Origin of the sequence: Mesorhizobium sp. M0701 (assembly GCF_040320365.1) — a bacterium.
Classification (GTDB): domain Bacteria; phylum Pseudomonadota; class Alphaproteobacteria; order Rhizobiales; family Rhizobiaceae; genus Mesorhizobium.
Window position 1 is genome coordinate 1 of record NZ_JAMYPO010000067.1, and the last position, 22,331, is coordinate 22,331.

The following is a 22,331-nucleotide window of genomic DNA, read 5'->3' on the forward strand; positions in this document are numbered from 1 at the left end:
CCGGCGCCGTCGTGATCGGTCCGTGCGAGGATACTGATCGGGGGATTCTCGGTGCCTCCGTGGATTCGGACGGCTCGCGATACGGGCTGATCCAGATTCCCGCAGGAGGAAGCAACATCCCGTTCCACGGTGACCTCGACCTCGCGCAAACCCGAATGACGATGACCGACGGCCGCGAAGTGTTCGCAAAGGCCGTCGAGATGATGACCGATTGCTCGATAAGCGCGCTAGCCGCTGCCGGAGTGCGACCACAGGATGTCGACCGGTTCGTGCCGCATCAGGCCAATGCTCGCATTTTCGATGCGGTCGGGCGAAACCTCGGCGTTGCCGATCACCTGATCGTCAAGACGATCGCCGAATATGGCAACTCTTCCGCCGCGACGATCCCGCTCTCACTGTCGCTCGCCAATCAAGCGGAGCCGTTTCGGCCGGGCGAGAAAATACTCCTGGCGGCGGCAGGTGCGGGACTCAGCGGCGGGGCGCTCGTCGTCGGGATTTAGCCCAGCGAAGCTGCTCAACATCAGGACTGACTTTGTGAGATGAATAGGACAACGGGACCAATGCGAAAAATAGTCGCCGGCAAGCTGCACGGCATCCACGTCACCGAAGCAAACCTCAACTACCATGGTTCGGTAACGCTCGACCCCGACCACTGCGAAGCAGCCGGGATCCTGCCCATGGAGTTCGTGGAGATATGGAACAAGAATTCCGGTGCGCGGATTTCAACCTATGTCATTCTCGGCGAGCGTGGTTCACGATGCTGCATCCTCAACGGTGCTGCCGCCCGTACCTGCCAGCCCGGCGACCAGATCATCGTCTGCAACTCCATCCACCTGGACGAAGCGCAAATCACCTCGCTGAAACCGCGCATCGTCACGTTCGACCAGGACAACCACATACGCGACCGCCTGAGCTACTCGGTCGATCTCGACGCATATGGCCGATACAGCTTCGCCATCCTTGACGATACGAATGCGGCCTTGGCCATTCCTGCCCTGGTCTCCGGAGGGTGATTTTCCTCGACGCATGCGCAAGCTTTCCGCCGGAGTCATAGCTGCGCATTCCGCCGACCTGGCGAAGGGTCAACCGGCGGCGGAAAGTCACAGCTAATTTCCTTTGCCGCGCTTGCTTCGAGGTCCGCCGGGAGGACCAGTTCAACCTCGCTCAATCCCGAAACGGCGCGCGAGTTTCACGACCATCCCTTGCCCAAGGAAGGGCACAAGCTGGCGCGTTCTGCTCGACCTGCGGTGAAATTCTGCTCTATTTGTCTTTCCCACGACATCCGCGCGGAGGCCCAGAAGGAGGAGATAGCGGCCTGGCGGCGATCTCTATGTCCCGGCGGACGAAACTGGCGCACCGATGGTGACTGAGGCGCATGAGCCGCCATGAATGTTCTAGTCAAAGGGGCCGGCGTCGCCGGCCTCACCGCCGCTTTCGAGCTCGCCATACGCAGCGCGGCAGTGACCGTTGCGGAGACAACGCCTAGTCTAAGTCTAGCCTTGGCGGCAATGCGTGTTGGTTCGGCGGCGGCATGTTGGCGCCGTGGTGCGAGCGTGAAAGCGCCGAGCAGCCGGTGCTGGATCTCGGACGCGACGCCGCCGACTGGTGGAATGCGGTAACGCCTGTGCCACGGGCCGGAACGCTGGTCGTGGCCGCGCCGCGCCGGGTGAGTCAGCCGGTTCCTGACCCAAAAGTTGCTACTGAAGGTCAACGAGACGAAGAGCTCGGTGATGTGGCCGGAGGAGCGGAAGTTCCTTGGCTTCAGCATGTCGAATAATGGGAGCGAGCGGGCACATCGCGCCAAAGACTCCGCCAAATTCAAGACGGTTGTCCGGGACATGACACGCTGGACCTGGGGCGTAAGTCTGCCGCAACCGATCAAAGAGTTGAAGCCGTAACTCATCGGCGGCACGGCTACTTCGGCCCGTTAGACGCTTCGATTACTGAACACCTGGAAACTTGGATCCGCCGAAGATCATGCTTATATCTCTAGCAGCAATGGCGCGGTTATGGCGTGCCAGTTCGGAGGTGCCCTATCCCGATCAATCTTGAGCCCCAACAGGCCTTCGGCGGCACAACATCCGCGATCGGCTGTAACTGCTGAGGCACCTTAATTGGGTGCCGGCTCGATGGGCGTTCAGCCTAGGGGATGCCGATTCCGAAATACCGCGTGTGGGCGACATCGAGGATGCGATTAACGAAGCTCGAGAAGCTATATCCGGCGGTCGTCGCGGCCAGGGTATAAATGGCGTTCATACCGATTCCCGGATTGGAGTTGATCTCCAGGACAAACGGCTGGCCGAAGCGGTCGATCCGGAGGTCGACGCGGGCGTAATCCCGGCACTGGCAGGCGCGGAAGGTCGCAACCGAAATATCCCGTAGCATCGTCTCAAGCTCGCTCCCGATTCGCGCGGGGCAAATCTTCGGTGGCGCCGTCACCGCCATATGCATCTTGTCTTCCCAAGTGAGAAGACGCGTTTCGCGGTCGCCGAAGTCATGCTCCACCAGAGGCAACACCTCGAGCTCTCCGTTTCCTAGTATTGCGACGCAGATTTCTTGCCCCTCGATGTATTCTTCCACGACAGCATCCTGCGCGCATTGCGTGACTATCACTTCTACGGCCTGCCTCAACTGAGCGGGCTCATGTACGAGCTGCAATCCGAAGCTGGTGGATTCGCGACAAGGCTTCACCACCACTGGGAATCGCAGATCGCCGGTACTCTCGGTGCCGCGACGCATCACGCGAAAGTCCGGCGTCGGCACGCCGCGATCGCGGATAAGCCTCTTGGTGATGGCCTTGTCGAGCGCGAGCCCATGCCCGAGCGGGCTCGATCCTGTGTACGGAACGCCGGCCATTTCGAGCATGGCCGGAACATGGGTCTCACGGCCCTCGCCCTGAATTCCGGCCGCCATATTGAAGACGATTCCGGAGGGGCGGGCCTGCGGATCGGATGGCATGAACCGCGCTAGCGTAGCGAGCAGCCCTTTGTCGCCTTCGCACAGTAGCGTCTGGTGGCCGTCCTCTTGCAGTGCCGCCACCACGCTTTCAACCGTCTCGCGCTCGTCGAACTCCGGACTAGGCTGACCGAATCGGTTGATCACGCCCGTATGATCATGGTTCCACACTACGGCTACCCGCATGAACTACTCCCTGGTTATTTGCCCGCTGTCAGGTTAATTCGCTGGCATTTGTTGATCGAGGGGCACAGTTCGTCTGGACGCCGCGCCCTCACGGTGTCCCATGCAATCGGCGTGCCACCGAAGAGGTTGGACGAGCAAGAGGGGAAACCATGTGTTTCGCGCCGCGCCGGCGGGATACTTGTGCCTCAGCGTGTCGGGTTGCGAACATAGACGTCTTCAATCTGACACGGCTGAAGACGAGGACGCGGAACGACGAATAACGACGGTCGGCTCTCGTGCCTAACTCGAACATCCGCTCGACAATGACATGTCTCGGCTAAGCAGGCGGATCGGCAGACCATCCTGATCGACTAGGGCATGAATCTTGGTGCTTAGTCCGCCAGAGAACGGCCATTTTTACCGGCCGCCGCATTGCTGATGGGCTCGGGCTATCAAACTGTCGATCATGTGTAGGGCCTGTGGCGAATTAGCAGCCAGGGCTTCAAACATCGCCAACCAGACACCTCTTTTGGCCCAGCGGTTGTGCGATTGTGGACTGTAGTGTAGGGGCCATATCGTTCGGGCAGATCGCGCCAAGGCGATCCAGTCCTCAGGACACAAAATATGCCGTTTACCACCCGTCGATCGTCGACCCGCTACTTACCCAAGCCGTCTCTCGCGTCTCACGCTGGGGCGATCGACTGTTGCAAACCTATCTTTACGAAGCGGCCAGCGTGCTCCTGAACCGGACGAAGAAATGGTCCGCGCTGAAAGCCTGGGGGATGCGGCGGCCTTTGATATCCGTTTCACCGGACTGCTTTTCGTCGCGGCGCAGGGCCGAGATAGGCACCTACGTTGGCGGCCGAGCGAAAGCGCGCGGGATCGTCGATCGAGTGGCGGAAGGTGACTCGCGGTCACCACGCCAATGCCGGGGACCGTCACCAGCCGGCGTGTGGTTTCGTTTTCACGAGCGAGATGCCGGAGTTGCCGATCGAGAGACGTCCCCAAAAGCCGTTTGTCTTCAGCCGTCGCCAAAGCTCGCTTGCATTGTGGCAACCAGGTTTCCATTGCCAGTCCAGGGCAGCCAGGCTTCGAGTGAACTCTGGTGGACGCGGAAGATATTCGTCCGCTGGCCACGGACCACTTGACGGACGGCTGTGGTCGGTGCGACGCACGATCTCGTTGATGGGGTGTCTTCGCTGGCAAGTTGCATGACTGCCGCGTTTGTCTCCTCACGCCGCAGATCGCCTTCGTATTGCAGCTTCTCCGCGGAGGTGAGCAGGTCGGGATCGTCGTAGCGCTGATCGCAGTTCGGATAGTCCGCATCGACTTGCGGACGGCATCGAGGAAAGCCGCACTCGCATTCTCCATGAGATGCCAGCGGCCGGCTACCTGAACCGCTTCGGGCAAAGTCTTCGCAGTCGCTTGACCGTAACCGCCGCCGCGGTCGCGCGAGACGTTTCGATCTGAGGACGGTCGGCGAGCCAGGCCTCTACGGTGGCAACCTCACGATTGGCAACAGCGTCACGATCCGCCGCCGCTCCAGACCACAGGCGATCGTGCCGTAGCGACGGCTGCGATGGAAGGCCCAATCATCAATGCCAACAATTTGAGAGGAACTGTTTGCAAACAAGCCCGTCGCCGCACCCACCCACAGCAGCGTGTCATTACTGACCGGGACCATCAGCCGCTTCGCAAAACTGGCCGCCGGCGGGCCGCCGAGCGCCAGCCCAAAATGATGAAGACAGACTCCAATCGCAAGGTTCGGCGGGATCGCTCGGCGACAACGCGGTCGTCAAAGCGTTCAGCGAAGATTCGTCGATGGCACAATGGCGTCGCAGATAAAGCGGCGGGCGACGAGGTCAAGCTGTACCTTCATCCGGTATGGGGAAGATCCGAAACTCGTCCAAGATAGCGGCTATGGATCCGGTGCGACACTCTGCGGCAAAGAGGGCAAGGTCGCACGGCGCGCCTGAGCGGGCGGTAACGGGAATCTCTTTGTGAAGACGCCGAGAATGAGCCGGCGCAGCACCCACCCAGCGCTGCAGCCTCATCCCCCATTGCCTCAGCCCCGCAGCGCGGCACGAAGGCGCAGCTTCGAGAAACATTGAGGGGCTCGGAACCTCGCTGTCGAGCTGCCGGTGCCGCTCGGGATCCATCGTTGGCACGGCCTCGAGTAATGCCTGCGTGTGGAGAGGCAAGAGGACCTTTCATTCACGGGCCGTACGTGACCCGAAGCTGTTCCTCGCAGACACCGTCCTATTCAGCGCTTCCAGCAAAGACCCGCGGCCGCCGCTTTGCCCAGGGGATCGCTTCCTCCAGATCTCGTGCGATACGAACGAGTGTGGTCTCGTCGCCAAAGCGGCCGGCGATCTGAATTCCGATCGGTAACCCATCGACAGTTTGTGCTAAAGGCAAGGACACCGCAGGTTGTCCAGTAATATTGAATACGCCCGTGTACTCACCAAGCTCGTAACCCGCTTGCATATACTGTTCTGCAGAGATAGTCGGGTTACCCAGAGAATACTTGCTCTCCGTCCAATAATTCCCGCGATTCTGCAGGGCCACTATCGGCGCTGTGGGAGTCAGCAAGATATCATAGCTATCAATCGCTTCGCCGACGCGAAGTCGCACTCTCCGGATCATTTCATTTAGATCTTCCGAAGCTGATAAAGATTGCCCCTGGCCCCGTTCATAGAGCTTGAGATTGACCGGCTCCAAAGTGTCCGCGCTGATAGTGCGGCCCAAGGCCCGCGCTGCGATTTCGAGCGAACTCGCGCCGAGATCCGACACGCCGAGCATTATTTTCGTCAACTCTTCGGCCTCAAATGGCGGCGCGATGTCTATCAACACATGGCCCATTTCCTCCAGAAGTGAGGCCACCGACTCGACCGCGTGCAGGACTTCCGGTGTAGGATCGAGCGTGCCCCATGTCTTGCGAGCGACCCCGACCCGCAGCGTACCACTGGGCTGAGATAGCTCCTCGACATAGGGTCGGTTCGGCTGGACGATAATAAAGGGGTCGCCGGGATGGGGACCGGAAAAGACGTCGAGCGCGACCGCCATATCGCGAACCGTACGACATAGGACAAAGGTTCGGGAGAGGCCAAGCCATCTGTCCTGGTTGTTCGGCCCGCCTGAGATGCGTCCACGGGACGGATTGAGGCCGATAAGTCCACACCAGGATGCCGGGAAGCGAATTGACCCGCCTCCGTCGCTGCCATGTGCAATCGGAACAATACCCGCAGCAACTGCCGCCGCGGCTCCTGCGGACGACCCCCCTGCGGAGCGTTCTAAATTCCATGGATTGCTGGTGATGCCGTTGAGAATTGATTCACTCAATCCCTGTCCGAACTCAGGTAGTGCAGTTCTTCCGATAGTGCGGAGCCCGGCATCTCGGGCGCGGCGAAAAAAGAAGCTGTCAGTGTCAGAGCGATGGCCCTTGTACAGTCGGCTTCCATTTTCCTGAAGACGTCCAGCTTCGGAGGCTCCTGAATCCTTTCGAAGGAATGGTACGCCATTAAACGGGCCGGCGTCCTCACCGGCAACGGTCTCAGCATCTTCGTAAAACTCGATAACCGCGTTGATGAGCGGGTTCACCTCATCATGCGCCTGACGGGCCAGGCGCGTCAATTCCACAGGCGTCACTTCGCCAGCCCTGACGAGAGAAGCCAAGCCGGTAGCATCGTACTTTGCGTATTCGTTCAGTCTCATTTCAGCCATCCATTATTTCTCTCCGCATCATCTGCGGCAACGAGCAGGTAGCACAGCGAATTGTGCGCGTTTAGGGAAGGGAAGCAGCGTGGAGTTTCATGTCTTCAGCGGCCAGACCGGGCGAGGACATGGCGGTACCGAAAGGGCGGCGGATCACGTCCCGCCACCGTCGACCCTGATCACCTCTCCTGGCTGACCAGATCTGCCATGAAACAAACACCTTCAACGAGATAGATAAAATGTTCCATGGAGGTGTCTCCGGGTTGCAAAGTGATCGCAGTGGATGCCTGCTGCAGTTAGGCCTCATTGCCCAAGATCGCTCTAACGGCCATCTTTGAGCCAGACATTGCTCATGCCTTCTGCATGTTCCACATTGGGGTCCAAAGCGGCATGCCAATAAGGCCGGTGAGTGTCTTGCGGCGGGCGATTGGCGCAACATATTGACCCAGGAAAACGAAGCCGACGGAGTCCCACCAAACCCGTTGCATTTTGCGGGCCAGCGCCTTGCGCTCTTCAGGTTCGACATCCCCCCATTTGGCGCGAAGGGCCTCCCATTCATCGCTTTTGAACCAGCCGACCCAGCCCTTCTCGCCATTCGCGGATAGGAAGACTGGGGTGGCCGGATTTTCGAATGCCACGTCGGAAGCGCTCGTGATGAAGACGCTCCAGCCGCCGTTCTCAACGGGCCCCTTGTTCGCCCGGCGCGCAAGAACCCCGCCCCAGTCGCTCGGCGCAAGCTCGGCATTGACCCCGATCTTGCGCAGCGTGGCCGCCAGAAGCTGCGAGGCGTCGCTGGCCTGCGCCCGGCTCGTCGGTTGGAGAATGACGATCTTCTCGCCGGCATATCCCGCTTCCTGAAAGAGCTGCTTGGCCTTTTCCGGGTTGCCCCCCTTCTTGAACCATCCCGTATTTTCGTCGTTCGAATAAGGAGTACTGTTTCCAAATATTGAAGTGACCGTGTGGCCATATTTTGGATTGGGGGCCATCACGCGCAGGAACGCCTCCTGATCGACCAGGTGAAGCATCGCTTGACGCGCTTTCACATTGTCGAACGGCTTCTGCAGACAATTCATGCGCAAGAACAAGCTCTCGCCCCCCGCGTTCAGGACCTGGAGTGCAAGGTTGGGATCGCTCTCGATCGCTGAATAGAAATCAGCGGGTGGCGAAGCAAGGTAATCGGCCTCACCCGCCTGCAAAGCCGCGAACGCAGTCTGCTGATCGGAGATATTCTCCCAGATGACACGGTCGACCTTGACGACTTTCCCGCCTGCCAACCCATCAGAAGGCTCCTTGCGCGGTACGTATTTATCATTGCGGTCGTAGGTGAAGCTCGCGCCCGGCTTGGCAAGAGCATTGTTAAACTTGAACGGGCCTGATCCGATATTCGCCGTCACCTGCTCGGTTGCAGGGCGATCCGCATCCTTCTCGCGCATGACGAACACCGCGAAACTCGAGACCGACCCCATTAAATCGATCAGAATCTCCAGCGGTTCCTTGAGCACGATCGTGAAGGTCTTGTCGTCCTTCTTCGAAATGTCTCTGGCCCGCTCCATAACCATTTGTCCGCCGGAATCCACTTGACCCCAGCGACGGATCGAGGCGACACAGTCCGCCGCGGTGACGAGGGTGCCGTCGTGCCAGCCTAGACCGTCCCGGAGCTCGAACGTATAAGTCCTCCTGTCATCGGAAACGCCCCACTTCCCCACCATTTGCGGCTGCGGCATAAACTTGGAATCGGGTGCGAACAGCGAGTCGTAAATGGCCAGGGCGTGGTCGCCGGTCATATCATCCGTCGAATAGTAGGGATCGAAGACGGTCAGGTCACCCATGACCATGCGCACGGTCCGCGCGTCAGTTGGCGCCGTCTGCGCCCGCAGGACCGACGGGAGCGATAAAGCCGTTCCGGCGGCTACCCCCATTTTGATCAGGTCGCGTCGAGAAATTGTCATGTTCCAGTTCCCCTGTTAAGTCTTTGGTTGCACCTGCGGTTCTGTCGACGCTCCACGGTGAGGCATTCGATCTCAAAGAGGCTGCGGACCCCTTGAGCCTGCAGACCTTTCGCTCACCTTGCCACGGCGACATTCAAAAAAACGGTAATACCTCTGGAAGGAAGGTGTGCGCCAAAATGCAGCGATCGCTGAAATGCAAGCCGCATAACGCGGCGTGACTTGAAATGTCTAAGCCTTGCCGGGCCGCACGCACCAGCCTTAGGGTCTTATGTCAACGGTTTTATGGCAAGCAAAGTCGACCGGCGTCAGTAGGCCTTCGCGGATCTTTCTTCCGAGTGCCTTCCCGCCTGTCATGAAGCGACCGATACTTCGCACCCCTCCCCATTTGAAGTCATCCCCGGGTTCATGCTTCGGTCCGCGGTCAGCGCGATAGCTGCCAACATGACGCTGGTCCAGTGCGGCAAGCCGGAGTGCCTATCTGATAGGCGTGCTCGAACGAAGTGTTCGGCTACAGTCCTGACCACGGCATCTTCGGGACCGCGTCCCGGTGGGACCTCGAAGGGCCGCAATCATGCAGCATTCCGTTCCTCGGGTGCGCGTACGCTCGTGCGGGTCCGGTTCCACCGCCGCTCGAGTTCGCCAGCAACCAGACCATTCTCGGCGTCGACCGTGTCATACTGTCAGCGCACCCTGGTGGCCTCATATCGCGCCTGTTCGAGCGCCAACTCGATCTGGCGCTTTTTTTCGCCAGACTGGTGCTCGCGCTGCGTGATCGCCTGGATGGCCGCTTCAACGCCGAGCGGCTGCAGCAACCGCACGATCTCGGCTCCCACGCTCGTCAAGCTCCGCCTGAACAGGCTGTTAGAGATGCCGGCGAAGACAGCGCCTGTCCGAAGCCGGCCATGAGCGTGCCATAGGTGCGGTCCTCCTCCCAACTGTTCACGGACAACCAGCGCGAGTATGGCGATGCTTGCCAGGCCAAAGAGGGTTCCGCGCACGATCGCAGCCTTGATCCAGGGCTCTGAATCCAGGTTAACGGGTTAGCTGGCCGAGGATCGCGGCGAGGTATTGCGGATCCCATCCTGCCCTTTTGCGGCGCAGTTTGATCGAGCGTTTGTCGCGGACGGCCCGGACGAGGTTGAGAGCGAGGTGGCGCACGACGGCCATGTTGTGCGCCCTGTTACCCTTTCGGAGGCGGGATTGATCCTCGTTGAAGACGACGTCGAGGGTCCAGTGGAGGCCTCTCGACCAGCCAGTGGCCGCGCACCGCATGGGCGGCCCGTTCGGCAGTCAGGTCGGCGGAGGCGATGAAGTATCTGGTGTCGAAGCGGCTTTTGTCCCTCAGTCCGGTGCGCGATCGCACGCGCACGATGGTCGTGACGCCCGGCAGGCGCAGTTCGCCAGGAAAGCCCATCGAAGTAGCATTCGATCTCGGTGCGCAGCGTCGGCTGGTTGGCCTTGACGGCGAGCAGGTAGTCGGCACCGGCATTGCGAATGGCGGTAGCGATCGAGGCGTTGGTGGCAATGGCGTCGATCGAGACGAGCGCGCCCTTGAGGCCGTCGTCTTTGCCCAGACGCTGCAAAAGCACGGGGATCGCGGTCGTCTCGTTGCTCTTGTCGCTGAGGCTTCCTGGCCAAGTACGAGCCGCGACGTCGTGGCGAAAGCCGAGACCAGATGCAATGGCGCCTTGCCTGTGCTCCGGTCGTGACTGCGTCGCGAGGTCTTGCCGTCGATAGCGACGAAGTTCGGCTTGTCGGGCCAGGTCTGGCGCACCCGAAGAAGCCGCGGCCGTTGGCGGGGGTTGCCCAGCCGTCGTCCGTAAGGTTGTCGTCGGTGCCATAGCCGCCCATGATGAACAGCGACAGGTTCTCCATCGGCGTGATGTCGAGGCGAACCTTGCCGGCCACTTCTTCATAGTTGCTGTCGTAAGCGATGACGCCGGTGATGGCGCCCCAGCCCTGCGTTCACTTCACGCCGCCGACGACATGCGGAACATAGCTGTCGATCGTGAAGTCGCCATAACCTTGTTCGAGCGAGACGACGGCCGAGAAGCCTTGCCGGCGTCGAAATAGTACTGGACGACGTTGGTGTCGAAACCACCGTAGGGAACCAGCGTATCCTGGATGACGTTGCCGGCATAACCGATGAACGTATCGAAGGCCGAGTCGTCTTTACCGACGCGCAGACCACCGAGCTGGATCCAGGCGAAGTTCAGTGTGACGCCCTTGTTGAAGGCGTAGTTCTGGGGCTGTCCAGGCCCGAATAGGCGTTGCGGTTGCCGAAGCTGACTCGGATCTCGGTGTAGGTCTTCAACGTGCCGAGCTCCGTCTCCTGGCCAGTCCAGGTCTTCAGGTCGAAGCGGGCGTTCTTACGCCATGTGGCCTGGTCACTGCCGTCCTGCACATCGTGGGTCCGCGCACCCTCATACGAGCCGACGTCGCCGAGGCTGATGTCATAACGGACATAGCCGCCGATGCGCAGGCAGGTTTCGGTGCCGGGGATGTAGAAGTAGCCGGCCCCGTAGACGTCGCAGATCTTAACGTATGCGGCTGGTTCCGGCTCGGCGACGACAACGGCGTCGGCGGCGTGCGCGCCGGTGACCGTGGCCAAGGCGGCAGCGGAGCCGAGAAGAAGGCTCTTGATGTTCATATTGATCTCCATTCAAAGGATTAAAAAAGGGCTAGGGTTTCTTTGCTGAAAGACGGCGTGCCCTCCCTATTTCCTACGATCGAAAAAGATGCGCATCGCGCTGCTTCTTCGCGGTTTGACGCTATCCGTGATATCGGATAATTCAATTATTATGTCACAAATACCAAATATATCTTCATACAATCCGCACAGTTTTGGCGAATACAACAACCTAGACAACTTAAACGTTATTACGGAATACGGCGGTTGGTATGAGGTAACGCCGACCACTCAAAATTGCTTCACGGGCTCACACCGTGGCCGACGGATTGTCGGTGCATTGTTTGCAATGGCTTCGTCAGTTGGACTTCACGTCGAGGAAAAGTCTCGTGCGGCCAAGATGACTTCTGCAGCCAGGTCTTGTCTGAGCATTTCTATTGGAATCCGGCCGTCAAGCCGGCGTGACGGGCCAGTCAGCCAAAGCCACGCCGGTCTCGGATTGACGAACAACGAGAGCACTTGTCGTATCCCCTGTGCAGGCCTGCCATCGATGAACTGAGCCAAGGGGAAGACATGCTTGCGGGCGCCTTTCCGGAATGCGACTACGTCGTTGTGCCGTTGCCACCAATGCAATGTCGATCGCGGTATGCCGAAGCGTTGTTCCAGATATGTTGGCCCTGCAACCTGACCCGCCCAGTCTTCAATGCGCATGCATTCGCTTTGCGGATCTCGCGCTTCTAGGACTGCACACCCATGCGCGTCCTCGGTTCGCGCCGTGAGCGCAGGTGCCTCGAATCGTTGTGGGGCTTCGGCTGCGAGCCTGCGAACAAATTCGGAGGCCAGGGCCGTCAAATCGTCTTGAATAGCTAGTTGGCGAGTTCGCGAGAGCGAACCGGCAGCGATATTGCCAGTCGCCATATGCGGTGAGATTGAACTGCGTTCCTTTACAATCTTATCGTACCGAACCAGAACGTGCTGGACTTCTTTCGCAACCAAGCTTGAGAGCTCGTCCCGAAGTTCATTTGCTAAATTAAGGGATTTAGTCATGTGAGCCCCCTGGCGCGCAAGCGTCCGCTTGTTTCCCTCTGCGGTCGAATTGTGATGCACGCTATGTATGTGGACAAAAGAGACGCGAGGCCGGATAGCCGGGATCGAGCGGAAGACGAAGCGTTATCCGACCGATCTCACCGATGAGGAATGGGAGCGGATCGCGCCGCTGATGCCGAAACCAGCCAAGCGAAGCCCCAAGCCGGCGTTGATCTGCGCGAGGTTCTTAACGCGATCCGCTACATGACGCGCACAGGCGGCGGCTGTCGGACGCTCCCGAAGGACTTTCCGCCCTGGCAGACGGTCTACTGGTGGTTCCGGCGCTTTGTGCGGCTGATGCTGTTCCGCACAATCCACGATATCGCCCTGACGCTGGATCGCGAGCGGGCCGGGCGCGAAGCCAGCCCGAGTGCCGGCATCATTGACAGCGAGACCGTCAAGGCACCGGCGCCGAGGGCGAAGCGCGGCTACGATGCGGCCAAAACAACGGTCGGACGCAAGCGCCACATCGCGGTCGACACCGATAGGCAGCTGCTGATGGTCAATCTCACGCCGGCTGACATCTCCGACAGCGCCGGCGCGTAGATGATCCTCGAGGCCATCCGCAAGCGCTGGCCATGGATCAAGCATCTCTTCGCCGACGGCCCCTACGATCGCAGGCAATTGCTGGACAAGGCTGCCTTCCTCGACTTCGTCATAGCAGTGGTGCGCCGCATCGACACCGAGCCCGGCTTCAAGGTGCTGCCCAGGCGTTGGGCGGTCGAGCGAGGAACCTTCGGCTGGCTCACACGCTGGCGCCGCCTCGTGCGCGACTACGAACAGCCCATCGACGTCTCCGAAGCCATGATCCACGTCGCCATGGGAAGTCTCTTGATGCGCAGGATCAGCCATTGAATCAATTCGCAAAAAGGACTCTTAGGAGGTGTCGCAATTAGTATGCTCGCGTGTCAACGCAGCCAGGCCTCTACAGCACGATGTCGTCGAGCGGCCAGATCGGGCGGCGGACATGGCGGTAGTCTGGCTTTGACAGAGCGGCAGATCCCATCCCGCCACCGTCGACCCTGATCACCTCGCGCGCGATCGGTTCGAACGCCGCACGGAAATGATGAGCGGACTTCAATGTTATGGTAGCGCAGCGAAGCGGGTCGATGCCAAGGGAGGTGAGATGGGCACGGTCGAGCGCTTGCTCGTTCCGCGAGATCACTGCAACTTCGATGCCGCCCACGCGCAGCATCAGGCTCGGCCCGACACTCTGCCATACGCCTCCGCCCATGGGTCCGTGGCAGCGGAAACGCCCATCGGTGATGGAGACAATCTGCGCGTCAACTTCGAGCGGCCCCCCGCCCATCTCGGGGGCGTGCTTGCCGCCGAGCAGGATGCGCGCCCTGTTGCCAACGCCGATGGCGATCCCCGCCTGCACGGCCTCCGGATCGAAGATCGCGTGGAAGGCGGCGTTCTGAAGATCGGCCGCGATCATGGCGCGTAGCAAATTCGTCGTGTCTCCGTAATTACCGCCGCCGGAATTGTCGCTGAAATCAGCGAGCACCATCGGCTTGCCGGCGCCCGCCTCGCCTGTTTTGGCGCGTTTCACCGCCTCGGCGATGCTAATGGGATGGACGGAGAGAAACTCGCGTGTCTCCCACGCATAATCCATGAAATCTTCGGCGATGCGCTTTGCCTCGATGGTGTCGCCATCGGCGGTCACTGTGACGCTGGGTCCAACATCGTAAATGTCGGACTTACTGAACCCGGCGCAGACGCTGACCACGAGAGCCTTACCAAAGGCTTCCAGCGCCTCGCCGCGGTCGATCAACTCGCGCATCGGGCCGGTCTGGGTTCGCCCGCCATCGAGACCGCACAGCATCGGCCGCTTGGCGATGACGGTGCGGGGACGGATCTCGCCGCGCAGGGCGCGGTCGAGCAGCTCGGCCCCCTGCCAGGCGCGTTCATAGTAGTCGATATGAGGATAGGTGCGCACGGCGATCAGCGCCGAGGCGTTCGCCGCCATCTTTTCCGTGACATTGGCGTGCAGGTCGAGCGTGACAACGATCGGCGCGTCGGGCCCGAGGATGGAGCGCAACCGGGCGAGGATCTCGCCCTCCGCGTCCTCGCAGCCCTCAGCGACAATCGCGCCGTGCAGAAAAATGAGCGCGCCATCGCAGCCCTCTGCGCCTGCAAGGAACCAGGCGCAGAGTTGCTCAAACGTTTCCGTTGTCACCGTTCCCCCAGCGTTTGCGCTAGCTGAGAGCGGATGAGAGAGCGCCCACCCGAGTTTCTCCGCCGCCTCGAACGCCGCGCCCAGAAAGGTGCGGGTGCCCCGCCGCGCTGGTGGGATCTCGTCGCCCAGCAACAAGGTGCCGGACCGGAAATGCTCGAGCGTGGTCGCCACCTTGTTGAAGGTGTTTGCCTCCTGTTCGAGCTCGCCAGTGAGAATGCGGTAGTTCACGGTAACGTCTCCGGATTGCAAAGGGATGGTCTAGCAGTGAGGGCTCAGGGCCCAGGATCGCTCTAACCGTGATGTTGTGAGAACGCGTGAGCCGTCGTATAGTATGGATCGAAGACGCTGAGTTCACCTGGCATAACCATACGCACCGTCCGAGCGTTGGCCGGCGCCGTCTCTGCCCACGGGACCGACGGCATCGCTACAACCGTTCCGGCGGCTACCCCGCTTTGATCAGGTCGCGTCGAGAAATCGTCATGCGCTAGTTCCCCTGTTAAGTTATTGGCTGCACCTGCGGTTCTGTCGACGCTGCAAGGTGAGGCATTCGATCTCAAAGAGACTACAGACCTTTCACCTTGCCGAGGCGCGCTATTCTAAAAACGGTAATACTTCGGGAAGGACCGTGTACGCCAAAATGCAGCGGTCGCTGAAATGCAAGCCGCATAATGCGGCGTGATTTGAAATGTCCAAGCCTTGCCGGGCCGCACCCACCAGCTTAGGGCCGTTCATGTCAACCGTCTTAGGCTTAGCCTTAGCCTTAGAGCCTGACTCAAAACTCGGTTATGCACGACGCGGAGCTGCCATGCGGCGAAGCATGAGGCGGATCGAGGCGATGAAGATCCATGCCTCGGCGCTGGCGATGGTCGCCTCGAAGTCCTTGGCGAGCCGGCGACAACGTCCCAGCCAGGCGAAAGTTCGCTCGACGACCCATCGTCGTGGCAGCACCTCAAAGCCCTTGGCCGCGTCGGAGCGCTTGATGATTTCGATGGTCCATGTGCCGAGATTGGCCAGAGCCTGCGACAGTTTTTCTCCGGCATAGCCGCCGTCGGCGAACAGATGGCGCAACCAGGGATAAAGCCGTCGAATGGAGGCGATGACGCCGACTGCCCCATCCCTGTCCTGGATGTCGGCCGTGTGAACCGTCAGCCCGACCAAGTGTCCCTCGGTGTCGGTGATGATATGGCGCTTGCGGCCTTTGACCTTCTTGCCGGCGTCGTAACCACGCAACCGGCAACGTCCGTGGCCTTTGCCGATTGGCTGTCGATGATGCCGGCGCTGGGGCTCGCCTCGCGACCAAGCGCCAGGCGTGCCGCAGCCACCAAGTGGAAGTTGATGGTCTTCCACAGCCCGTTGTCCCGCCAGGCATAGAAATAGCGTTGAACCGTCGAGACCGGCGGGAACCGATCCGGCAATGCCCGCCATTGGCAGCCGGTCCAGGCGATGTAGAGGAGCACGTCCACGACCGCCCGAAGTTCTGTCGTCCGCGGTCGTCCCGTTGTCTTCGTTCCCGGCAGGAACGGCTCGATCAACGCCCATTCCCTGTCCGTCAACGCGTTTGCATCTCGCTGCCCCGCGCGGCAATATCGCCGGCGGGTGGTCTCCGTCCAACCCATGTCGTGATCCCGTTCAAGTCTAGACAACTCAAACGAATCACAACGGACGGGGCCACTCAACCGCTTCCACCCCCAAAACCGAGTTTCGGGTCAGGCTCTTATGGCAAACAAAGTCGGCCGACGTCAGTAGGCCTGCGCGGGTCTTTCTTTCAAGTGCCCTCGCGCCCGTCATGGAGCGACCGATGTTTCGCACCACGGCACGGAAATCGAGGTTAACAAACCACGGTGGCCGCCAATACTCGCAGTTGTGTTTAAGCGCGAAAGACTCGCATGCCGAGTATTCTTCGGTCAATTCTGGTCGTCAGAAGCTCGGCACGACTGTCAAAGACGTAAGAAGCGGCTCAGCGCAACACGCCGTTAACCTGACTTCCATGCCGTGTGTTTCGCACCCCTTCCTATTTAGATCATCCCCGCCTATTTAGATCATCCCCGGGTCGTGCTTCGGTCCATGGTCAGCGCGATGGCTGCCAACATGATGCTGGTCCAGTGCGGCAACGCGAAGTGCCTATCTCATAGGCGTGCTCGAATGAATTGTCCGGCAACAGTCCCTGACCGCGGCATCTTCGGGACCGCGGGGCACCCTCGAAGCGCCGCAATCGTGCAGCCTTCAATGCGGCGCTTGAGTTTTTGATTCACGACGCTAAGCTAAACCGCCAACCAAAGGACAGGGGTGGCGGATGCCATCCCGGCGCCGTCGACCCTGATCACCTCGCGCGCGATCGGTTTGAACGCTGTAGGGAAATGATGCGCGGACTTCAGAGCTATGGTCGCGCAGTGAGGCGAATCGATGCCAACGGAAACGAGCTGCGCGAGATCGACTGCCTGGTCATGCGCGAAATCACCACAATTCCGATACCGCCCACGCGCAGCATGCCATCTTCGATCCGGCGGCCGTGCAGGCCGGAATTGCCATCGGCGTCGGCAACTATGGGTCCATCTTGCTCGGCGGCAAGCACGACCCTGAGGTGGGCGGGGAGCCGCTCAAGGTCGGGGCGACAGATTGTTTCCAATACCCGATGGCCGTTTCCGCTGCCACGGCCCCTTGGAACGGAGGTGTATGGCGCAGTTTCGGACTGAGCGCGATTTGATGCCGATCGCCATGATCTTGGTGACAAGCATAGCCGATGCCGTACGTCTTCAGTATCCATTCATGTCGACAGCTTGGTACGCTCGCTCAGATTACTCCCGAGCCTGGTATAACGGCGCAATCGCCTGCGGCGATGCTTCAGCCAAGCGCGTCCGGAGTGGAGGTGGGTGAGGTGGGGGCCGGCATCAGACGAACCTCATGCCCCCAGCCAAATCTCTTGCCCTGTAATCGCTAGTCCTGCAGGTTCGATGCCGATCAGGCACTGCATGGCGAGCTCGTCGCGCCGCAGCTTTCAATGAATGGGATCGCGCCCTTCGCCCTTCGCGCCGACACCATGCACCTCAATGACATGTGTGGCGCTATCCAACCCGACTGTGCCAGTCTTCTCGATGGAATGTCGCCACATTTGGCACATTGCAATCCCGGTCAGGCCGCATTTCAAAAAGCACCGTTTCGTGCAGCTGACATTTCACAAGTGGAACGATTTCGCCACGGATCGCTCCTCGTGAAGGGCTATTTTTAGTTATGCAAGGCTCAACGGAAGCTCTCCTGCTCAGTGCTGAGGGCATCGCAAGACGACTTTGACAGGGTGACCATGTGGATTCGGCGCGTCCTAGGATCAATCCCATTATGATCGCAGCGCAGATTATCGTCAGCCTGCAAACTTTGGTCTCACACTATGCCTACCTGCTCGACTCGTTAGGGATTCCCGTAACTAAACGCGGCCAGGGCCTCCAAATTATTCCTGATCGTATCGAAATTGCCGGCCCCAGCCGAGGCACTCGCGCCCGGTTGCGCAATTTCGTTCAACGAGAGATTGCAGTACATTCGCAGCCAGCTCCAAGCTTGGTAGCTAACCCCCTGCACACCAGTTTCACTTTCTAACAATGGAAAAAAATATGATATCGTCTGACATCTTGAACGCCGTTTTCGAGTATATCGATGGGAACCGCGCCAAGTCTCTCGGACGTCTGAAAGAGTATCTCCGTCATCCAAGCATTAGTGCCGAGAACATAGGTGTCGACGAAGTGAGTGACCTACTAGTCGAAATGCTGACGGAGATAGGACTCGAAACCAGCCTGATGCCGACAGCGGGGCATCCCATGGTTGTGGCGCGGTGGCAGAAGGCTGCGGGTAAGCCGACCTTGCTGCTCTACGGCCATTATGACGTGCAGCCGGCCGACCCGATCGAAAAATGGCTCTCGCCGCCGTTCGAGCCGACCATCCGTGACGGGCGCATTTATGCACGCGGTGTAGGAGACAACAAGGGCCAGCATTTTGCCCAGATTCTGGCGATCGAGTCCCACCTCAAGGTGCATGGCACGTTGCCCTGTAACGTCATCCTGCTGCTGGAAGGCGAGGAGGAGATCGGCAGCCCGCACATTGCCGATTTTGTGCGGGCCAACAAGGATTTCCTAAAAGCTGATCTTGCCGTCACGGCCGATGGCCCGCGTCATGCGAGCGGTGCACCTGTGATCAAGTTTGGATCGCGCGGCGTGCTCTCGTTTGAGCTTCGTTGCCGCCACGCCTGCCGCGATCTCCACTCGGGTAATTATGGTGGCGTTGTGCCCAACCCGATCTGGACATTGGTGCATCTGCTCGGCACCATGAAAAATGCCGATGGTGAAATCACTATCGACGGTTTCCATGAGGGTATCGAGCCGCCATCGCCCGAGGAGTTGGCCGCAATCGAGCGCCTGCCGCTCGATGTTGAGACCTATAAGCATAGCCTTGGGCTCGTGCGGCTCGATGCGCCGGCGGAACGGCCCTTCTACGAGCGCCTGTGCTCCCGCCCGACGCTAACAATCAATGGCTTCCATGGCGGCTATAGCGGGCCTGGTAGCAAGACCGTCCTGCCCAGTGATGCCTTTGTAAAATGCGACATACGGCTCGTGGAAGCGCAGGACCCCGGGGACTTACTGCGCAAGGTCGCCGCGCATGTGAAGCAACACGCGCCCGATGTGGAGCTCATCGCGATGGAGAGCATGTCCCCATCAAAGACGCCTTTAGCCTCGCCCTTCACCGGGCCGTTACGCCGTGCTTTCGTCGCAGCGCAAGGGGAGGAGCCCCTGCTGATCCCAGCGGGTTTTGGCAGCCTACCCAGCTATGTCTTCACCAAGATACTCGGCATTCCTGCTTTCGAAACGCCGTACGCGAACCATGATGAAGCAAACCACGCGCCGAATGAAAATCTAACGCTTGATTGCTTCTACAGCGGGATTCGCACAGGCTCTGCATTGTTACATGAGCTTGGCTCGTTGCACTTGGCGAACGATCGATTAGCGGTCTGACCCCTAGGTTAGACATGCGGTCTTTCCGCGGCCCAATTCCGACCTCGCGCTTTCGACAAGTTCAAGGCGGCCTGAGATAGCTGGGTGGCCGATGCGGGACAGCCGATCAGAGGTGTTGAACCGCGCTTGGCCACCCGCAATTCGGTGACCGCAAGGCCGCCGACACGCCGTCCAAAGGAAGTCAGCACTAGTCTATATTTTTAATTTTATTCAGGACGAACAATAGGGTGGTGCAGCTGATGCCAAAGATCAACGCCGGGCGCTTGCTCTCGGAACTCAGACGTTTCGCGCAATTCGGTGCGTATCGGACGGGTGTCCATCGCCCGACCTATTCGAAAGAGGACATGGATAGCCGCCGCTGGCTTGCACAGCAATATGAAGCCATAGGGCTCCAGGCGCATATCGAAGGGGTCGGCAATGTGTTCGGCACCCCTCGGTCGGAACGGCGATTCCTGTTGATCGGGTCGCATGCAGAATCCGAGAACCATGCCGGATGGCTCGACGGGGCCCTTGGCGTGATGTACGGGCTCGAGATCGCCCGGACCTTCGCGGAAACGCCGGACTGCACCGGTCTTCCGATCGCCCCAGTCGCGTGGGCGGATGAAGAAGGCCACTATGTATCGTTACTCGGTAGCCGTTCATTCATCGGTGACATCGACGAGGCTGAGATCGACCGCGCTGTGAATGTCCATCATGGGCTGCCGCTCAGGGAAGCGCTCCGTGCAGCCGGCCTGGCCGGTGTTCTCCGATCTCTGGTGGAACCGGAACGCTACCTTGGTTATCTGGAAGCACACATAGAACAGGGCGACGCGCTGGAAGCCTCGGGCAACCGGATCGGTGTTGTTACGAGCATTGTCGGGCTCTGGCAGTACTCAATCGTCTTTCGCGGCATCCAGAATCACGCCGGTACGACGCGCATGGCTATCCGAAAGGATGCCGGCGTCGCTGCAGCGACGCTGGCCACGGCCATTGCCGAGCGCTTTCCGAAAGTGGCCGGACCGCGTTCCGTCTGGACCACAGGCCGCATTAGCCTGGAGCCGGGCGCTCCCAGCATAATTCCGGGCAAGGCAGAGATGCTGTTCCAGTTCCGGGATTCAGAGATGCCGGTGCTTGAGCGCCTCGATGCGGCACTACGGGATCTGGTAGAAGAGACCGCGATCAGAACCGGCTGCCGCGCGGAGATCGAGCGGACCGAGGCCGGTAAACCATGGCACATGGATCCCGCCTTCCAGGCAGCGATAGAGAATGCTGCCGCGCGCCATGCGCCCGGTGCCTATTTGAGAATGCCAAGCGGCGCCAGTCACGACGCACAGGTCGTGGCTCGCAAGCTGAGAGCCGCGATGCTTTTCGTGCCAAGCATCGGCGGTATCAGCCATCATTGGACCGAAAACACAGGCGATGCCGACCTGGTGCTCGGCTGTCAGGTGCTGGCTGATGCCGCCGAGACGATCCTACGTGGCGAACGCTGGTAGCGGTTGGCATCCGAGGCGCGCCGAGACTGGCCCCTTCCGGCCCATCAATCTCATTCGGCTGCGTCCCGGGACCGATGTAAACGAGGGTGCTGACCGGGGACAACGTGATCGGGAATGAACTTGTAGGCCTGAGCAGCGTTCAGCTGCTGGTGAGGGGTGGTCACGAGCGTCGCTTGGAGCCCGCCTCTATTGAGTTCGTAACCGGTATGATCATGACGGTGCCATCCAATCCCCGCTGGAGATGAGCGATTTTCGGCGTATGGTGCGACCATCCGGGACAGGGGCACCGGGAGCACGCCAAGTGCGGGCAGGCCGATGTATTCGATGAGCTGCGAGCTCGCGTTAGTAGCTGGCCGCCCCTGCGACCTGCCCGGTTGCGCCGAGAGCGCGGATCCGTAGGTGTCGCGTCGCCAGCCGGCTCCCGACTGTTTGAGGAGAGGGAGCCGATGAGACGTGTGATTGGAATGGACATCCACCGCACCTTTGCGGAGGTGGTGGTTTGGGAAGACGGCCGGCTGCGCCATCAAGGACGGGTCGACATGACCCGCTCGGGACTGGAAGGGTTCGGCCGCAGTTTGCGACGGACGGATGGGCGGTCGCGCGGAACATCGATCTCCAGCTTGCCGGTCTCGGTCCTCACCGTCTTGGGGCCATAGCCGTTACGCGTATTGCCAGCGTCTTCGCCGCTCGCCGGGTGGTGGTCTATTTCCGCGTTCAGCGCGCGCTCGGTCAGAGCCTTCTTGAGCGGATCCAGCACCTGGCTGCCCCTCCTGCCAGAAGCTGGTCGAGAAGACTCATTCGGTATCGCAGGTTCTTTGCGTCGGGTCATAGTGGGAATCCTTTCTATCCATTATGCCCGCCCGCACACGGAATTCCTGACAGTCCCCTCCTTCGGTCGCTTTGCCTCGGTGGTGTCGCCATCGGCGGTCACTGTGACGCTGGGTCCAACATCGTAAATGTCGGACTTACTGAACCCGGCGCAGACGCTGACCACGAGAGCCTTGCCAAAGGCTTCCAGCGCCTCGCCGCGGTCGATCAACTCGCGCATCGGGCCGGTCTGGGTTCGCCCGCCATCGAGACCGCACAGCATCGGCCGCTTGGCGCGGTGCGGGGACGGATCTCGCCGCGCAGGGCGCGGTCGAGCAGCTCGGCCCCCTGCCAGGCGCGTTCATAGTAGTCGATATGAGG

16 protein-coding genes and 9 pseudogenes are annotated in these 22,331 nt (G+C 60.2%); 8 read left to right on the plus strand and 17 right to left on the minus strand.

What is annotated here, in order from left to right; genetic code table 11:
• From bioZ to NKI24_RS33470, 3 genes and pseudogenes are all read left to right on the plus strand, one after another.
• Nucleotides 1-500 (plus strand): annotated as a pseudogene (bioZ, locus tag NKI24_RS33455) (3-oxopimeloyl-[acyl-carrier-protein] synthase BioZ); the annotation flags it as partial.
• 60 nt (nucleotides 501-560) lie between these two features.
• Nucleotides 561-1,013 (plus strand): aspartate 1-decarboxylase, encoded by a 453-nt coding sequence (gene panD, locus NKI24_RS33460; RefSeq protein WP_352750470.1) that lies wholly within the window; start codon nucleotides 561-563, stop codon nucleotides 1,011-1,013.
• 372 nt (nucleotides 1,014-1,385) lie between these two features.
• Nucleotides 1,386-1,667 (plus strand): annotated as a pseudogene (locus NKI24_RS33470) (FAD-dependent oxidoreductase); the annotation flags it as partial.
• A gap of 475 nt (nucleotides 1,668-2,142) precedes the next feature.
• Here the strand turns inward: NKI24_RS33470 and NKI24_RS33475 are convergent.
• The gene (locus tag NKI24_RS33475; RefSeq protein ID WP_352750471.1) at nucleotides 2,143-3,141 is read right to left on the minus strand and encodes a D-alanine--D-alanine ligase family protein; all 999 of its coding nucleotides are present in this window, start codon (nucleotides 3,139-3,141) and stop codon (nucleotides 2,143-2,145) included.
• 285 nt (nucleotides 3,142-3,426) lie between these two features.
• A pseudogene (locus NKI24_RS36080) lies at nucleotides 3,427-3,776 on the minus strand (IS5 family transposase); the annotation flags it as partial.
• A gap of 21 nt (nucleotides 3,777-3,797) precedes the next feature.
• Between NKI24_RS36080 and NKI24_RS33485 the strand changes: the two are divergent.
• A pseudogene (locus NKI24_RS33485) lies at nucleotides 3,798-3,908 on the plus strand (IS110 family RNA-guided transposase); the annotation flags it as partial.
• On the opposite strand, the pseudogene NKI24_RS33490 reads toward NKI24_RS33485, so the two are convergent.
• From NKI24_RS33490 to NKI24_RS33525, 10 genes and pseudogenes are all read right to left on the minus strand, one after another.
• Nucleotides 3,908-4,113 (minus strand): annotated as a pseudogene (locus NKI24_RS33490) (transposase); the annotation flags it as partial. The pseudogenes NKI24_RS33485 and NKI24_RS33490 sit on opposite strands and share 1 nt — an antisense overlap.
• A 499-nt stretch (nucleotides 4,114-4,612) precedes the next feature.
• Nucleotides 4,613-4,804 carry a hypothetical protein gene (locus NKI24_RS33495; protein WP_352750472.1) on the minus strand — a complete coding sequence of 64 codons (192 nt, stop codon included), beginning with the start codon at nucleotides 4,802-4,804 and terminating at the stop codon, nucleotides 4,613-4,615.
• A 575-nt stretch (nucleotides 4,805-5,379) separates the two neighbouring features.
• Nucleotides 5,380-6,834, minus strand: coding sequence for an amidase (locus NKI24_RS33500; RefSeq protein ID WP_352750473.1), 1,455 nt, complete (start codon nucleotides 6,832-6,834; stop codon nucleotides 5,380-5,382).
• 350 nt (nucleotides 6,835-7,184) lie between these two features.
• On the minus strand, nucleotides 7,185-8,783 hold the full coding sequence (locus NKI24_RS33505) for an ABC transporter substrate-binding protein (RefSeq protein ID WP_352750474.1): 1,599 nt from the start codon (nucleotides 8,781-8,783) through the stop codon (nucleotides 7,185-7,187).
• A 680-nt stretch (nucleotides 8,784-9,463) separates the two neighbouring features.
• Nucleotides 9,464-9,616, minus strand: a complete 153-nt coding sequence (locus tag NKI24_RS33510) for a hypothetical protein (RefSeq protein ID WP_352750475.1) — start codon at nucleotides 9,614-9,616, stop codon at nucleotides 9,464-9,466.
• Nucleotides 9,617-9,815: 199 nt separating this feature from the next.
• A complete protein-coding gene (locus NKI24_RS36085; RefSeq protein WP_502901510.1) occupies nucleotides 9,816-9,950 on the minus strand; it encodes a hypothetical protein in 135 nt (44 codons plus the stop codon).
• Between the two features lie 174 nt (nucleotides 9,951-10,124).
• On the minus strand, nucleotides 10,125-10,691 hold the full coding sequence (locus tag NKI24_RS36090; RefSeq protein ID WP_502901508.1) for a hypothetical protein: 567 nt from the start codon (nucleotides 10,689-10,691) through the stop codon (nucleotides 10,125-10,127).
• Between the two features lie 62 nt (nucleotides 10,692-10,753).
• Entirely contained in the window at nucleotides 10,754-10,999 is a 246-nt protein-coding gene (locus NKI24_RS36095; protein ID WP_502901509.1) for a porin, read from the minus strand.
• The gene (locus tag NKI24_RS36100) at nucleotides 10,996-11,433 is read right to left on the minus strand and encodes a porin (protein ID WP_502901507.1); all 438 of its coding nucleotides are present in this window, start codon (nucleotides 11,431-11,433) and stop codon (nucleotides 10,996-10,998) included. The genes NKI24_RS36095 and NKI24_RS36100 overlap by 4 nt, the downstream gene beginning before the upstream one ends.
• A 348-nt stretch (nucleotides 11,434-11,781) precedes the next feature.
• On the minus strand, nucleotides 11,782-12,459 hold the full coding sequence (locus NKI24_RS33525) for an antitoxin Xre/MbcA/ParS-like domain-containing protein (protein WP_352750476.1): 678 nt from the start codon (nucleotides 12,457-12,459) through the stop codon (nucleotides 11,782-11,784).
• 67 nt (nucleotides 12,460-12,526) lie between these two features.
• Between NKI24_RS33525 and NKI24_RS33530 the strand changes: the two are divergent.
• A pseudogene (locus tag NKI24_RS33530) lies at nucleotides 12,527-13,353 on the plus strand (IS5 family transposase).
• 70 nt (nucleotides 13,354-13,423) lie between these two features.
• Here the strand turns inward: NKI24_RS33530 and NKI24_RS33535 are convergent.
• The 3 genes and pseudogenes from NKI24_RS33535 to NKI24_RS33545 all read right to left on the minus strand — a co-directional run.
• A complete protein-coding gene (locus NKI24_RS33535; RefSeq protein ID WP_352750477.1) occupies nucleotides 13,424-14,905 on the minus strand; it encodes a M81 family metallopeptidase in 1,482 nt (493 codons plus the stop codon).
• Nucleotides 14,906-15,460: 555 nt separating this feature from the next.
• Nucleotides 15,461-16,293, minus strand: a protein-coding gene (locus tag NKI24_RS33540) for an IS5 family transposase (protein ID WP_352750478.1) whose coding sequence is annotated in 2 segments (ribosomal slippage) — nucleotides 15,461-15,906 and nucleotides 15,906-16,293 — 834 coding nt in all. Because the reading frame shifts where the segments join, the coding sequence is not laid out codon by codon here.
• Between the two features lie 645 nt (nucleotides 16,294-16,938).
• Nucleotides 16,939-17,112, minus strand: a pseudogene (locus tag NKI24_RS33545) (MlrC C-terminal domain-containing protein); the annotation flags it as partial.
• Between the two features lie 1,167 nt (nucleotides 17,113-18,279).
• On the opposite strand from NKI24_RS33545, the gene NKI24_RS33550 reads away from it, so the two are divergent.
• From NKI24_RS33550 to NKI24_RS36105, 3 genes and pseudogenes are all read left to right on the plus strand, one after another.
• A complete protein-coding gene (locus NKI24_RS33550; protein ID WP_352750479.1) occupies nucleotides 18,280-19,671 on the plus strand; it encodes a M20/M25/M40 family metallo-hydrolase in 1,392 nt (463 codons plus the stop codon).
• Nucleotides 19,672-19,910: 239 nt separating this feature from the next.
• Nucleotides 19,911-21,143, plus strand: a complete 1,233-nt coding sequence (locus tag NKI24_RS33555; RefSeq protein WP_352750480.1) for a hydantoinase/carbamoylase family amidase — start codon at nucleotides 19,911-19,913, stop codon at nucleotides 21,141-21,143.
• Between the two features lie 446 nt (nucleotides 21,144-21,589).
• Nucleotides 21,590-21,733: pseudogene (locus tag NKI24_RS36105) on the plus strand (IS110 family RNA-guided transposase); the annotation flags it as partial.
• On the opposite strand, the pseudogene NKI24_RS33560 reads toward NKI24_RS36105, so the two are convergent.
• Together NKI24_RS33560 and NKI24_RS33565 are read right to left on the minus strand one after the other, a co-directional pair.
• Nucleotides 21,730-21,972, minus strand: a pseudogene (locus NKI24_RS33560) (transposase); the annotation flags it as partial. The pseudogenes NKI24_RS36105 and NKI24_RS33560 sit on opposite strands and share 4 nt — an antisense overlap.
• 21 nt (nucleotides 21,973-21,993) lie before the next feature.
• Nucleotides 21,994-22,305 (minus strand): M81 family metallopeptidase, encoded by a 312-nt coding sequence (locus NKI24_RS33565; RefSeq protein ID WP_352750481.1) that lies wholly within the window; start codon nucleotides 22,303-22,305, stop codon nucleotides 21,994-21,996.
• Between the last annotated feature and the right edge of the window lie 26 nt (nucleotides 22,306-22,331).